The 14,984-nt window shown below is 39.0% G+C and carries 10 protein-coding genes and 1 pseudogene; 4 read left to right on the forward strand and 7 right to left on the reverse strand.

Annotated features, from left to right (window positions below; genetic code table 11):
- Nucleotides 1-240 precede the first annotated feature (240 nt).
- From V7K56_RS19505 to V7K56_RS19525, 5 genes and pseudogenes are all read right to left on the reverse strand, one after another.
- Nucleotides 241-1,146: a PIG-L deacetylase family protein gene (locus V7K56_RS19505; RefSeq protein ID WP_334912695.1), complete on the reverse strand. Its 906-nt coding sequence runs from the start codon at nucleotides 1,144-1,146 to the stop codon at nucleotides 241-243.
- 633 nt (nucleotides 1,147-1,779) lie between these two features.
- Nucleotides 1,780-1,968: pseudogene (locus V7K56_RS19510) on the reverse strand (GNAT family N-acetyltransferase); the annotation flags it as partial.
- Nucleotides 1,969-1,983: 15 nt separating this feature from the next.
- A complete protein-coding gene (locus tag V7K56_RS19515; protein WP_334912657.1) occupies nucleotides 1,984-2,313 on the reverse strand; it encodes a hypothetical protein in 330 nt (109 codons plus the stop codon).
- Between the two features lie 75 nt (nucleotides 2,314-2,388).
- On the reverse strand, nucleotides 2,389-3,993 hold the full coding sequence (locus V7K56_RS19520; protein WP_334912659.1) for a 2-isopropylmalate synthase: 1,605 nt from the start codon (nucleotides 3,991-3,993) through the stop codon (nucleotides 2,389-2,391).
- Nucleotides 3,994-4,084: 91 nt separating this feature from the next.
- Complete coding sequence (locus V7K56_RS19525) at nucleotides 4,085-4,606, reverse strand: LabA-like NYN domain-containing protein (RefSeq protein ID WP_041565194.1); 522 nt, start codon at nucleotides 4,604-4,606, stop codon at nucleotides 4,085-4,087.
- A gap of 736 nt (nucleotides 4,607-5,342) precedes the next feature.
- Here V7K56_RS19525 and V7K56_RS19530 point away from each other — a divergent pair.
- The 3 genes from V7K56_RS19530 (at nucleotide 5,343) to V7K56_RS19540 (ending at nucleotide 8,738) form a co-directional block, all read left to right on the forward strand.
- A complete protein-coding gene (locus V7K56_RS19530; RefSeq protein ID WP_334912661.1) occupies nucleotides 5,343-7,697 on the forward strand; it encodes a CHASE2 domain-containing serine/threonine-protein kinase in 2,355 nt (784 codons plus the stop codon).
- Nucleotides 7,698-7,845: 148 nt separating this feature from the next.
- A complete protein-coding gene (locus V7K56_RS19535; RefSeq protein ID WP_334909665.1) occupies nucleotides 7,846-8,151 on the forward strand; it encodes an IS630 transposase-related protein in 306 nt (101 codons plus the stop codon).
- Nucleotides 8,145-8,738: an IS630 family transposase gene (locus V7K56_RS19540; protein ID WP_334912663.1), complete on the forward strand. Its 594-nt coding sequence runs from the start codon at nucleotides 8,145-8,147 to the stop codon at nucleotides 8,736-8,738. Before V7K56_RS19535 ends, V7K56_RS19540 begins: the two co-directional genes overlap by 7 nt.
- 219 nt (nucleotides 8,739-8,957) lie before the next feature.
- Here V7K56_RS19540 and gorA read toward each other — a convergent pair whose 3' ends face one another.
- Nucleotides 8,958-10,301, reverse strand: coding sequence for a glutathione-disulfide reductase (gene gorA / locus V7K56_RS19545; protein ID WP_334912665.1), 1,344 nt, complete (start codon nucleotides 10,299-10,301; stop codon nucleotides 8,958-8,960).
- Nucleotides 10,302-10,751: 450 nt separating this feature from the next.
- Entirely contained in the window at nucleotides 10,752-12,836 is a 2,085-nt protein-coding gene (locus V7K56_RS19550; protein ID WP_334912667.1) for an NB-ARC domain-containing protein, read from the reverse strand.
- A 487-nt stretch (nucleotides 12,837-13,323) separates the two neighbouring features.
- Between V7K56_RS19550 and V7K56_RS19555 the strand changes: the two genes are divergently transcribed.
- On the forward strand, nucleotides 13,324-14,175 hold the full coding sequence (locus V7K56_RS19555; protein WP_334912669.1) for a peptidoglycan-binding domain-containing protein: 852 nt from the start codon (nucleotides 13,324-13,326) through the stop codon (nucleotides 14,173-14,175).
- The last annotated feature ends 809 nt before the right edge of the window (nucleotides 14,176-14,984 follow it).

The following is a 14,984-nucleotide window of genomic DNA, read 5'->3' on the forward strand; positions in this document are numbered from 1 at the left end:
TAAGTCTTGAAAATGTAAAATGACTAAATTTAGTTAATACAACAGATTTCCTATTATTAAGTTATTAATACTTTTTGGATAAATTAACAATTCTAGTTAAGTGACAAAAATCTAATTTTAAAGAAAATTATAAGCAAGGGGAAAGGTGAATTGAAACGCTTTTTATTTTCACCTTAACTGAGTGAGAAGTATTGAGTGAAGTACAGGATTTTAGCCTAAAAGCTAGATAAAAAGCCTTTTTTATTCCTGACCAGAGTCTGATTTGAAAAAAACCTCATAAGGCAAGAAAAACCGCCAGAGGAAACCAGGGGGAAGTACGGCACTCGATTCAGCATCTATAGGTAAATATTGAGAACGGTAGGTTTCAATAGCCTGCTTTTTTTGAGATCGCACTTGATGAATTGCAACTCGATGAGCGCCTACCAATTCATCAAACTTCAGGTTGCTAAACAATAAAGACTTCCAAAGCAACCAAATAGCATATTGCCATAGCTCTACTTTTACTTCTGCTTTATCAATAGCAGCTTTAACCAATTGATAAGTAATTTCATGATCTGGACTGCGATCTTGTTTATGAGTAACGTACACCTCTTGTGGTTGAAAACTACTTAATAATTGGGCCATTTCTTCAATTGTTTGCTGTTGTTCAGCTTCTGTCATTTTGGATAATGCACCATCACATTTATCAAGAAAGTGAATATCTATTGATTCCACCCCTAAAATTTTTAAAGCTGCTAACGCTTCTTCTTTACGAATCTGAACAATTTTTGAACGTGTAATCTTAGTATTACCGTGATGAGAACCTCCCCCATCTGTCACAAAAATAACTTTAATTGGTATCCCTTGTTTTCGCTTGAGTGCAATCATACCCCCACAACCTAGTGCTTCATCATCTTGGTGAGGAGAAAATACAATGACCGATTTATAATTAATATTTAGTAGCTGACTACCTTGATACAAAAGCCAGTAAAACTGTAGTTTAATCAGTATTTCTCGAAATTTGTAATTCAACAACCACCACTTATTATGCAGACCTAACTTGAAGCGGTGAAAAAGATATTCTATTTTCATAGCACCAAATAGATATAATTGAAAATTCCAGTAATTTATTACCAGAAATGTCTGAATATTTCTTGGAATAAACATCACTAAATTGCTCTCCTCAATTGAATGAGAGAGATTAATGGGAATTTGATTTCAGACTCTTACCTTATTTGGATATTAAATAAAATGTATGTCAATATTATGTAACTTCTATGTCATTTATATAAATTGAAGAATTCGAGTGAGTTGGTGTAGATATAGCGAAGCTGTCACCAAGGACAAGATAGGCTGAAAGTATTGTGAAATATGGGTTTGATAAAAATAAGTGTTCATTGCGTTTTAACGGGCGTTTTATAAGCAAAGCCACAAATTGGACAAAATCGTATCTCATACCAAGTTCTGATACATAGTATCGTTTGCTTCAAAGCTAGTTCAGCAGACCTTAAATTCCAAACAATACTAACTTTTGCAATTTAGTATCAAAGACAACACAGATTTACCGCAATTAGCGCGAATTGGTGTACCGCAGAGATAACAAAACTTGGCTTTGACATGACTCCACATAGGACTCGTTCAAAACTAAGCTAAATCATTCCATAATTCAGCAACACCTTTATTTTTTGGAAGTCTCTTAGGGTGCAAAATATGGGTTGTATAAATTCGAATATAAGCAAACAAGGATGTTCCTTGAGTTAGAAATTTATCCTATCAGATTTAGGTTTATTCATCTGCTAGTTACACAGAATTAATTTCTGAATTCTGTTTTGTTAAATTAAATCTAATTGCATTACCTTCAGAAAAACCGAGACTGGAGTAAACTGGTTTACCTAATGGCGAGGCGTTAAGAACTACTCGCGTGCAACCAAGCGCTTTTAAATATTCAATTGCTCTACTAGTTAGAGATTTAGCAATGCCTTGTCTGAAATAATATTGTTCAACTTAAACGCCCCAAATATATCCAAATTTGCAGTATTTATCTTTAAAAACATTCGGGTATAAGCCTGCAAACAGTTGACAACTTACAGAACCCACAACTGTATTATCAACCTCTGCAACAAAAGCCTTATAAAACAAATCTCGATGTGCCTCTTCTATAAATTGGAGGGTAATATTCTGCCACTCCAGAAGAATATTACTCTCATCAACACCAATATCTAGCCACATTTGGTAAAAGTGTTTTGCAATCAGTAAATCTTCTTTAATAGTGGTTTCTCTGATAGTTATATGTTTTTCTGTCAGCATAATTACCAATAAATTTTTGGAACTCATAAATTAACTCCTCCCCAAAGTTGGAAAGGAGTTTGTTAACATCAGCTAAAAATAGACAGTTTGACAGATCCGATCTCAGACTTTCTGTGCAGTTACTTCCTTTGGCTTTTCTTGAGTTTGCAAAGATGCATACAACCTATTCAATGCATTTACATAAGCTTGCGCGGATGCCACGATGATATCTGTATTCGCTGCATGACCAGAAAAGACTTTAGATTCATAACGTAAACGAATCGTTACTTCGCCAATGGCATCAATACCGGCTGTTACTGACTGCACAGAAAACTCAATTAACTGATTAGGTACATTCACCACACGGTTGATGGCTTTGTAAACTGCATCCACTGGCCCAGTACCGATCGCAGCATCAGTTAATTCTTCACCTTCTGGGGTACGCAGGGTAACTGTAGCAGTAGGACGGGCGTTGCTACCACAGGAAACTTGCACCAACTCTACCCGGAACAAATCGGGTGCTTGTTGGATTTCATCATTAACGATCGCTTCCAAATCCCAATCAGATATTTCTTTCTTTTTATCTGCTACTTCTTTGAATCTGACGAAGGCTTTGTTTAATTCAGTATCTGACAGTTCAAAGCCTAATTCTTTCAACCGACTACGAAAAGCATTTCTACCTGAATGCTTGCCCAAAACTATTTGATTGTCTGTTAAGCCAATCAATTGGGCATCCATAATTTCGTAAGTTAACTTATTCTTTAATACACCATCTTGGTGAATTCCAGACTCATGAGCAAAGGCATTTGCACCGACGATCGCTTTATTTGGTTGTACCAACATTCCCGTCAAATTGGAAACTAAGCGTGAGGTTTTGTAAATTTGTCGGGTGTCGATATTTGTCAGGGATTCTTGAGAATTTTCTGGTCTGCCGAGATAAGGATTAAAATATTGCCGCCGCACGTGCAAGGCCATTACCAATTCTTCTAGTGATGCATTGCCGGCGCGTTCGCCAATGCCATTTATCGTACATTCTAGTTGCCGTGCGCCATTTTTCACGGCTTCTAAAAAGTTAGCAACTGCCAAGCCTAAATCATTGTGACCATGTACAGAAATAATCGCTTGGTTGATGTTGGGGACATTCTCGATAATGCCTTTAATTATGGCCCCAAATTCGCTAGGAGTTGTGTAACCTACAGTATCGGGAATGTTAACTGTTGTTGCACCAGCTGCGATTGTTCGCTCTAAGACTTGGTACAGAAATTCTGGATCGGAACGAGCCGCATCCATCGGCGAAAATTCCACATCTGTCATGAAGGACTTGGCATAAGCTACCATTTCTTCGGCGATCGCTAACACTTCTGCCCGTGACTTTCGCAATTGATACTCTAAATGAATATCAGAAGTCGAAATGAATGTGTGAATTCTGGCATTAACTGCTGGTTTTAATGCTTCAGCAGCCGCTTCAATATCTGCTTTAATCGCTCTTGCCAAACTACAAACTACCGGGCCATTTTCTGTCCCGACAATTTGAGCAATCTTCTTGACTGCTTCAAAATCTCCCGGACTTGCAAAGGCAAAGCCTGCTTCAATTACATCTACACCTAGACGCGCTAATTGCTTGGCAATAACTAGCTTTTCGTCTATATTCAAAGTCGCTCCCGGACACTGCTCTCCATCTCGCAATGTTGTATCAAAAATAATGATTCGATCTGTTTTGTTTGTCATTTGCCGTTTGTTATTTAGTGTTTAGTGTTTATTTGTAGCTTAATATATCTTCAACTCTAGTTTTGATTTTTGTAAATAATTGTTAAAGCTATTAACCTTCAGTTTTCTCTATTTGATCTCTGATATCATTTAAATCTATATATCTATCAGTAGCATTGCGTAGTTCTCTAGCAATCATTCCTTCTGTTGATACTACCGTAATATGTGTATTTTTTGAGCGTAATAATTCGATTGCTCTTTCAAAATCTCCATCACCACTGAATAATACTACTCGGTCATACTGGTCTACTGTATTAAACATATCTACAACAATTTCAATATCTAAATTCGCTTTTTGCGAGTAACGACCTGACGTATCATCATAATATTCTTTGAGAATTTTAGTTCGTACTGTATATCCTAGACTAATTAGAGCGTCTCTGAAACCTCGCTGGTCTTGTGGATCTTTTAAGCCAGTGTACCAGAAGGCATTAATTAATGTTGTTTCTGATTGCTCATGTTTGAAGTATTCTAAGACTCGTCGCGGGTCAAAAAACCAGCCATTTTTTTGTTGAGCATAGAACATATTGTTTCCATCTACAAAAATAGACAGACGATTCATTGGAGAACCCATACAAATTTACACCTAATAATATATATGAATTTAGATGGAACAATAGATTATAGCAATTTTCAAATGCCTTGTTTGCTAATATCTATAACGTAGTTCTTTATCTATAGCTTTTATCCTACCTCTTTCAAGACATAAAAACGCCTGCAATATTAAAGTTGAGATCCAGGGTGTTAACCTGATTCACCCAGCACAGCAAGAGCCACCCAGCGATCAAAATCTACCCATAAAATTGATCCAGTGACAGCATTCATCACTGCATAACACTAAAGTTTACTCCTAAAGAGGTATAATATAGGCTTAAGGTAAGATATAGATTAATGCCTATCTTTTGTAAAGCTGTCAGTATCAGGACACGCTTTCTGGATATTACCAACATTGCACCAGAAACAAAAGACAGCCTTGGGACTGCTTTTGGTATAGCACCCAGTTAGTAACGTACTTGTTGGTTAGGTTAGAGTAAAATCTTGCCACAACCAAATGCACAGGTGGAGTATATCCGGCTCCAATCTGTGAGACAATCACTACTTGTAACTTATTCAACATAAAAAGAATAAATTAAGTAGTGGTTGAGTAAAATTTTCTGGGAGGCTAGCTCTGCCAATAAAAGTTTGTTTATGAATAGAAGATACTTTACAAATATATAAGATTGTCATTTAAGTCTTGTTTCAATGTGCTTACACTAAAACGTGGTCTGAATAAATAAAAGTGTTGGACTTAAATCAATCAGTAACACGATATGGCAGAAGAACCTACATCTACCTTAACTAAAAACTATGTCTCTACTGCCAATAGACTGTCAAGTAAACCAACAAAAGTGACTTCGACAGCATCTGCTCGGCACTCTAGGTGGATGGTTCGCTTAGGTCATCTACTGGCTGGCACTTGGATAATTGGAGGCGCACTATTGAGTGCTTCTGGTGGGGAATTGGTTCAATTGATGGAAAATCAGATGCTTTCTGGGTTTTTTCAACTGCGCGGGCCGATTGTGCCTCCAGAAGACATTGTAATTTTAGCAATAGACGATCAGTCAATATCCGTTCCCGAACAGTACTATAAAACAGATCCGAAACAGTATGCCTACTTAGAAACACTGAAATCTTATCCTTATAAACGTGCTGCATACTCCCAGGTAATCACAAAATTAATCGAAGCAGGTGCCCGCTCTGTAGCATTAGATGTAGTTTTTGACACACCAAGTAGTTATGGAGCTACGGACGATCGCCAATTTCAGGCAGCATTGCAAAAATATGGCAAAAAAGTTACCTTAGCAGCCGTCTACGAAAATTCCCAGACGCACCAAGGCTCTTTTACGCAACTAACAGACCCACAACAAATGTTTCGTACGGGGTCAGTATCCATTGGCTCAGTTAATTTTCCTTTAGAAGTAGATGGAAAAATTCATCGATTAGCGAGTGAGTATCCCAAATTATTAGGTGAAGATAATTTATTTACCAAAAAGCAACTCTCTTTTGATGAAGCAGCGCTGAGGGCAGCACAAGTAAATTATCCTCAACCAAAAGGCGATCGCATTTATTTTTGGGGACCTGCGGGTACATTTGAGCAAAAGCCTTTTTTGCACGTACTCGACCCGCAAAACTGGAACAGCTATTTGCAGCAGGGAAAGGTGTTCAAAGACAAGATCGTGCTGATTGGTGCAACAGATCAGTTAGATAATGATTATTATCCAGTCGCTGGTAGTAATAGCACTGAACCGATGTCGGGCGTGGAAATTCACGCCAATGCGATCGCAACTTTGATGTCAGGCAAAGCGCTCGCCTCAGGAATTAAGAGTCCACTATTGCAGGGTTTGTTTGTGCTAATGCTAGTGGGCAGTTCAGCCTTGATGATTAGCAGACGCAAGCGTAGTATCGATAGATTTTTCTATAGCCTGGCCTTGTCTGGCACTTGGGGAGGAATTAGTTATGGGTTATTTGTCTATGGTCAGTTAATTTTTCCCACTAGTGTACCAATGATGGCGATCGCCATGACCGGAATTTGCTATTTGGCAACCTCAGTCATCAGGGAAAGCATCAGAAAACGCCAATTAGTAGACATTTTTCAAAAGTATAAAACTTCCCCCATTGTCCAAGAGATTATCAGCCAACAAGATGACTTCCAACACCTAATCCAGCAACGAGATTTAGCCTTATCAGGGAAAGTTTTGGCTGGACGCTACAAAATTGTCAAAGTTCTCGGTTGCGGTGGATTTAGTGAAACCTACATTGCCGAAGATACCCAACGTCCTGGAAATCCGCGATGTGTTGTCAAACAACTAAAACCAGCCAACACCAAACCAGAAGGATTGCAACTTGCCAGACGTTTATTTAACTCAGAGGCACAAACACTAGAAAAATTGGGAAGGCACCCTCAAATTCCTCAACTTTTGGCCTATTTTGAAGAAGATGAAGAATTTTATTTAGTGCAAGAAGAGATAATCGGTCATCCTTTAAATCAAGAATTTTTAGCAGGTAGAGCAATTGAAGAAATTGCCGCGATCAAAATTATCAGGGACTTATTGCAAACATTAACATTTGTCCATGAAAACCACGTGATTCATCGGGATATTAAACCCAGTAATATCATCCGGCGACACTCAGACGGAAAACTGGTGTTGATTGACTTTGGAGCCGTCAAAGAAGTCGGTATCAAACAGCTTGATCGTCCAGAGTCAACTCCTTTCACCATTGGAATTGGTACTCAGGGTTACGCACCAAGCGAACAATGTTTTGGGCGTCCACATTACAGTAGTGATATCTATGCAGTTGGCATGGTTGGGATTAAAGCCTTAACTGGTATAGCACCCCGTGAGCTAGATAGAGATGCTAACGGGGAGATCAAATGGAGCGATCGCACTCAGGTAAGTTACTCCCTAGCTAAGATTCTTAGTAAAATGGTGCTGGATGACTTCAAACAGCGATATCAGTCTGCATCAGAGGCTCTTAAGGATCTTGAAGCTCTTAAAGCTGTTGACGATTTGGTAAATTTCCAACACAGACATTATCTCCCACAAGATGACTTATTAATGAATACTTTAGACGATTTAAGCATTACCACAAAATCTTGCTCAGAAGGACAAGAGACTTCCAATTAACGATTCAAAATTCAAAATTCAAAATTCAAGACATTTTGAGTTGGGGATTTAAACCTGAATACAATAATTTGGATAATTTAATTTTTGGAGTTATAGCAGTCGAAGCATAGCTTAGGACATAATAGAAATAAATAAGCTGAAAAAGCAAATGCCAGCCTCTTATAGTTACGATTTAAGAACTAAAGTGATTAATGCGATTGATGGAGGAATGGGAAAAACTCAAGCGAGTCGCATCTTTCAAATTAGTCGGAATACAATAGACACGTGGTTAAAGAAAAGAAAATATTCAGGAGATTATCAGGCAAAAATAGGATATCAACAAGGATACAACTCCAAAATTACCGATTTAGGGGAATTTCAGCAATTCGTTGAGTTAAATGGTAGCAAAACTCAACAAGAAATGGCAGAAGCTTGGCCAGAAGATATTAGCGATGCCTGCGGCGAGCTTTGCTAACGCACTATAGGAAAAGCCTTAAAAAAAATTGGTTATACCCGAAAAAAAAACTTACGGGTATCGAGAAAGGGATGAAGACATTCATGCGGGAATTTCAAGCCAAAATCAGCCAAAAACAAGCAACAGAGCTAGTCTACGTTGATGAATCAGGAATGGATAATCGAGAAGATTATGGTTATGGATGGAATCCCAAAGGCAAAAGATTTCACGATTTAAAATCAGGAAAAAGAAACATTAGAGTTAGTATTATGAGTGGTTTATGTCAAGGAAAGCTAGTTGCCCCATTGACGTTTGAAGGTTCTTGTAATCGGTTAATTTTTGAGAAATGGCTCGAAGAAAAACTATTACCTGAACTTCAATCAGGACAGACAGTTATTTTAGATAATGCCAGTTTCCACAAATCTCAGAGAATTCGTGAATTAATTGAATCATCTGGCTGTGAAATTGAGTATTTGCCACCCTACTCTCCTGATTTTAACGATATTGAGCATTATTGGTTTCCCATAAAAAATCGAGTTAGAAAATCAGAAGGCACTATCGAAGACTTTCGGGAGAGAGTTGATACAGCTATTCGTTTAACGTCCTAACCTATACTTCGATTGCTATACCAAAGTATAATTAGGCACGAAAATAGGGAGATGAGAAGAAGGATTTCCCCCTTCTCTGTTTGTGGCTTTTTCACTCAGCCCTGCACATGATTTTAATTTATAGCCGTAGTCACACAGGTTAGGACATAAGGATGGGGTGAATGCTAGAGTTAGCAATAGTTTTACCTCCTGCCTCCTGCCCTCTGCCTCCTGCTATAACTATAACGACAGAAATTCTTCTCCTGTTGTGGGATGAATGGCTATGGTTTGATCGAAATCTTGCTTGGTAATGCCTTTGCGAATTGCCACGCCAAGGCTTTGAATGATATCTGCTGCGTGTTCACCCACCATATGAGCGCCCAAAACTTGTCCAGAATCAGCATTAAGCACTAACTTCATAGTGGTTGACTCATTTTGTTCGATCATCTGATACAAAAGTGGTTGGAATTGGGTACGGTAGCATTCTACAAATTCACCAAATTTTTCTCGTGCTTTCGCCTCCGTCATCCCCACACTAGCCGCTTCTGGACGACAAAAAACAGCAGTAGGCACATAATCATAATTTAGTTTTTGCGGCTTGTTCCCAAAAACTGTATTGGCAAAGGCAATACCTTCTGCCTTAGCCACTGGAGTCAATTGCACGCGGCTGGTGCAGTCACCCACAGCAAAAATATTGTTTTGGCTGGTGCGGCTGTATTCATCTACTTTGATTGCACCATCTTCGCCTAGTTCAACATGGGCATTTTCTAAACCAAGATTCTTGGTATTTGGAGCGTAGCCTATGGCAACTAAGATAGTATCTGCTGTAATTATTTCTCGCTTCTTACCAGTAATAGTTAGCAACAAACTCTCATCTGAGTATTTGATTTCTTGAACAGTGCTGTTCGTGAAAAACTTAATTTTGCGTTTAATCAACCCCTGTTGTACAGCAGAGCGAATGTCATCATCAAACCCCGATAAAATCATCTCATCTTTTTCAATTACCGTCACCTTACAGCCAAAAGCGTGCATCATGCTGGCAAATTCTACGCCAATGTAGCCGCCGCCAATAATTGCTAAACGTTTTGGCAGATAGGGTAGCTGAAACATCTCGCGGGATGTGATGGCGTATTCTATACCTGGGATTTTGGGCTTAAGGGGTTGCCCTCCCACAGCAATTAAAATTTTATCGGCTGTAACTTTGCGTCCATCAATATTGATAGTATGGGCATCAATGAAAGTGGCACGTTGAGATATTAATTCAATTCCAGCTTTTTGCAATTGCTGAAAATAGGATTGGTTAACGCTGTCAATATGCTGATGTACTGACTTAATAAATAATGTCCAGTCAAAGTATGTTTGACAGTCACTCCACCCATAACTGTGTGCTATTTGATTTTGCAGGGCGAAGTCAGCAGCGTAGACAATCAGCTTTTTTGGAACGCAGCCGCGATTTACACAGGTTCCACCAATGGCTTCTTCTTCGGCAACAGCAACACGTACACCATAACTAGCTGCTTTTTTAGCTGCTGCCAATCCCCCAGGTCCAGCACCAATGACAAACAGGTCGTAATCAAATGTCATAAAAATCTGTTCCTTTTTTACTGTTTGGAAAGCAGAGCTATTTCATCCCTTATAGTTAGTCAGACAAAACTTCATCTACTGTCTTTGGGTGGACAATTTGGGATGAAACCAGGCTGATATGTAGGATATTGCTGCATTAATAGTATTAGATTGAAAAGGAACAGCGATCGCCCAATTGTTACTAACTTATATTACATTTTTTTGACAAATAACGCATCTTGTCTACGCAGTATAGCAAAGTGCTGTTAGCGGAAGCGGGGCGTTTAGCCCGTGCTAAGTGCTGAGTAGAAACTCAGTATTATCAAAGGTTTCAGCAACCAACATAGTCTTAGCCTATACTTCGACTGCCATATTTAAAAGTGCGATCGCTGGCGACAAGGTGTAACCCATTGTTTAATTTTGGCAGCAGCCATACTAGAAAACAACTGGAAATACGTTGTTTGCAAATGATTACAGTGAATCAAAGAAAATTTGCATCTCCTGTGCATCCCGTGTCATTCCCAACTGCATAAAACTATTAATAGCCTGAATTGATAATTGGCGGGTTTTCTCTGCACTTCCCCACTTTCTCTCCCAACGAGCAAGAGAACGTTGATAGCGAGCCAAACGCCGTTTATTATTAGTGCTTTTAGCAACTTTTAAGCCTTGAATTAATAGCTTTTGAGCTTCATCGCCATCGCGTTGTTCTATTATTGCAATATCAGCTAGCCAATTTTGAGCAGAATTAATCACCCGATGCCAACTAATTTGTTCTGCACTTGTCATCACCTCTTGAAATAGTTGTTTGGCTAAAACACATTCACCTTCTAAATAAAAAATTTCAGCCCGATGGTAAAGAACGGGAATAAAATAGCGGATGTGCTTTCGCTCCTCTAACTTCGCCTCGATCACCAATTTTTCTTCTACATTTAGCCAGTAGTGTGCATCTTGATAATCATTCTGTCTGATTTGCAGCCTAGCTATACTTTCGGCTAAGTCAGCCTGAACGCATGAATCTGCATGGTCGCGTAAAACCCACGCCTGTTGTAAGATTTCGTCTGCTTTTTTCAGACCTTCAGGCGAACACTCCCGAATTAGCAGCCAGGTTTTGCGGATCATGAATTTGACTAAAGATGACCATTCACCGCGTAGTTCTGATTGTTCTATAAGCCATTGCAACCAATAGAGGCGATCATTCCAATAAGCATAAAGATTGGCGTAGTGGTTCAAGAGCAACCATAAATCTCTAACTGCCTCATAGCGGTCTTGGTCTTTACACCAATAAAGTACTGCTCGGAGATTTCCTTCCTCTGGTTTTAACTTATTGTAGTGTATCCACTTTTCCCAATCTTCTCCGGCATAATCGTGGGCAAAATCTAGATACCATGTCACCCAGCGCCTCCGTGCTTCCCTCTCAAAATCTGGGTAAGCAGCTAATTCTGCTAAGGCGTACTCACGAGTTAGAGAGAGCATCTCAAACCGCTTAGTCTCTGGATTGAGATTCACTAAAGAAAGTTGCTGCAAATGTGCCAAGCCATTATTTACAGCATCAGGAGCGGCTGTTAGTCCAGCAACCTCAGCCACAGCAGTGAGTATGGCAGAGTCAGGAAAAATCGCCAGTGACATGAGTAACTTGTGGGGTGGTTGTTCTTTAATTCCCTGCACTCCTTGCACTGATTCCTCAAAACAAAAACGAGCTACATCACCTGTAGCCAAGGTTAATCGAGCCAATACTGAGTTTAAGGAATAGCCACTCGATACTTGACCGATCGCATATACAATCGCCAGAGGGATTCCGCCAGTGCAATCGTATAGCTGCTTAGAGTCCTCATCGTTGATGCTTATACCTTTTTCTTCGGCTTGTTGTCCAATCAACTGCAAACCATCATCAAGAGGTAAATTTAGCAGACGGATCGGCAGCCAGTCCATTTGCTTGCGGCTAGTAATTACTACTTTTACGCAAATGGGTAGATTATATAAAAACTCAATAACCTCATCTCTGTCCTCTATAGTCTCCATATTATCCACAATCAATAGTGTTCTCCGTTTTGAGAGACTTTGGCGTACACGATCAAATTGGTCATTAGGAGGAGATTGAAGAATTGTCGGCTCCTGTAAAGCATTGGCAATTTCCCGAAAGATATCGCGCAGGTTACGCTGTCCCTGTTGCCGCCACAATATACTATTGGTAGGAATAAGTTCTTGTTGTTTGGCTGAAGTAAAAATAATCGCATCAAATTTGGGGGCGTCAGAAGAGTTTTCGTTAGTGGCTTTTAAGCACAGGTAAGCAGCTGCTAACACTAGCGCCGTTTTACCTACACCACCAATACCATGCACCGTGATTATGTGAACACCATGATCCGGCGAAAGGCGTTTTAGTAGGTTATTCATATCTGCCTCGCGACCAATAAATTGCGTGTATGTCGGTGCTGGCAAATTGTGAGGGATGTCACGGCGTTGGATAGCAGATATAACAGAACCTCTACGATAACCATGTTTTTCCAGAACATAGACAAGATTACTGGATTTGACACTTTTATTTGCTTCTCCTGTCAAAGTCTCAATATCCCGATAGATATGGCTTAACTCTGCTCTGACAGTTTCGTTTTTTTTTCCAAATCTTTACTAATCTTTTTTAAGCTGTACCCACAGAGTAACCCAAGTAACAGGTCTTTCTTAGTACTTTGTCTGTAACGTTTTTGAACCGTAATCTCCAAGTTAGTCAGTAGTCGGTCTATCTCCCAGTCCCGCAAAATCTTGCGATTCCAACTTTTAGGTAAATTCCAATCTTCTGACTGATTTGACATAAATATCACCCGATAAATTTATCATTAGTGTGGCATTAGCAACATTTTAACGAATAAAAGTTTGACAAATTACTAACATTTTTTAAACAATGTTAATTCACGTCTTAAATTTAACCGATAAGCTGATTTATAAATCCATCTTTGCCTTTAGTAAATAGAGGAGACTGCCGACCATACCGACTTCTAACCTCTAAAACTTTACCAGATAATTTTTTCACAAATTACTCAACAAAACTATGAAAAATAAAACGCTTAGCTTTTTAAACCTCTTGTTTGGACTAAAACAATCCCGGCGTTATTTTCCAGAAGAAAAACAAGTCTGTGTATTCAATAAACGTCCCATATTATACCAAGGGTTTTCGCCAAACTCTGTACAGGAATCAATCAATGAACTGCAAGAGCAACTTCAATCTCAGGGTTTTCTCTCAACTATTAGTGGTAAATTTGACATAGAAACAGAAGAGGCTGTAATCAAATTTCAGAAAGCCAATAATCTTCAGGTAGATGGAATATTTGGGCCACTGAGTTGGGCTTGCCTTTTCTACCCAAGGCTTTACCGCAATCAAAAAAGTATGTCTCCAAAATTACAGGATGCAGTTAAGGAACTGCAAACTATTCTCAATGAAGAAGGATTTTTGAAAAAAGAACCTGACGGGTATTTTAGTCGTGAAATTGAAAGAGGCGTTAAACGCTTTCAAAGAACTTATGGGCTGAAAGATGATGGTATTGTTGGGGCTGCAACTTGGGCTGTACTTTTGGGAATGCGACAAAAAATAGACAACAACAGCTTTCTCCAGTTAGTTTATTTTCTACCACCCAAATCCTGGTTTTTATGGGAGCAGTTTTTTATGATCTCTTTCATTATGCTGGGTATTTATTTTAGCCCAATTGCAGGCAATGATCCTGAATGGAAAACAGCCTTAGCAACTGCTTATGGGCTTACTTGTATAGTGCCTTTTCTCTTAGAGTGTTTACCCCTGAAGCCATCGAAGCAGCTAAACCTACCACTTTTACAATACGCTCCTTATGTGTTAACTGGTATCTTTTGGAAACCAATTATCAATTCCTTCGGGAAATTCTTTAATTAACCATTCGGTAGTTGCATAATTGATCAGCATTCAAATTTTTGCGTTGTACTTGTAAAAAATTGCGATCGCTTCCAGCCGAGCGTAGGCGATCGCACTTCTGATCCAAAGCATATAAATAACAGCCTAATCTTCAGTTACAATCTCACCTAAGACTAAAATAATTATAGAAAAACTGGGAGGAAGAAGGTTGATAATTGAGTTCGTAGCTACGAATTAATACTAATCTGCTTCCACCACTTCTAATGTCAAAATCCCTTTTGGTTTATTCACAACCAGATTTTTTGGAGAGGTTTTCTTTATTTATTGAATAAGTTGTTCTTGTTCTTGTGCGGGAAGTTGTAGGACAAGATTAATAATTTGCTCGAAGGTTAAGGGGAGTTGATGGGTTTTTTGAGTCATGGTGAGTTCTAGAGTTAGCGAATAGAAACTTGTTAGCTTTTTTAATCAGGATTTTGTAGGTTGGGTTGAATGAAGTGAAACCCAACATACATCTACTATATGTACTCAGTAGATGGACAAAAATATTTACAGTCATTGCGAGCGAAGCAAAGCAATCTCAGCCCTTGCGATTACTTCATTTTGCTTCGCTCGATTCGCAATGACATTGTGTAATTAATTGTGTCCTACTACTTACTATAGCGGTTCCCAATCAAATGAAGTACAGAAATTTGTAGGGGCGCAAAGCTTTGCGCCCCTACCTCGTACCTCGCTAGAACAGGAAATGTTATAAATTATTATCTAATTGAGTTGGATAAGTCTTTGGTTTTGCAACCTACCAAGCTATCTAACTCGGTTTGATATTCGGAGGT

It is taken from the genome of Nostoc sp., assembly GCF_036917535.1.
In the GTDB taxonomy this organism is placed as follows: Bacteria; Cyanobacteriota; Cyanobacteriia; order Cyanobacteriales; family Nostocaceae; genus Nostoc.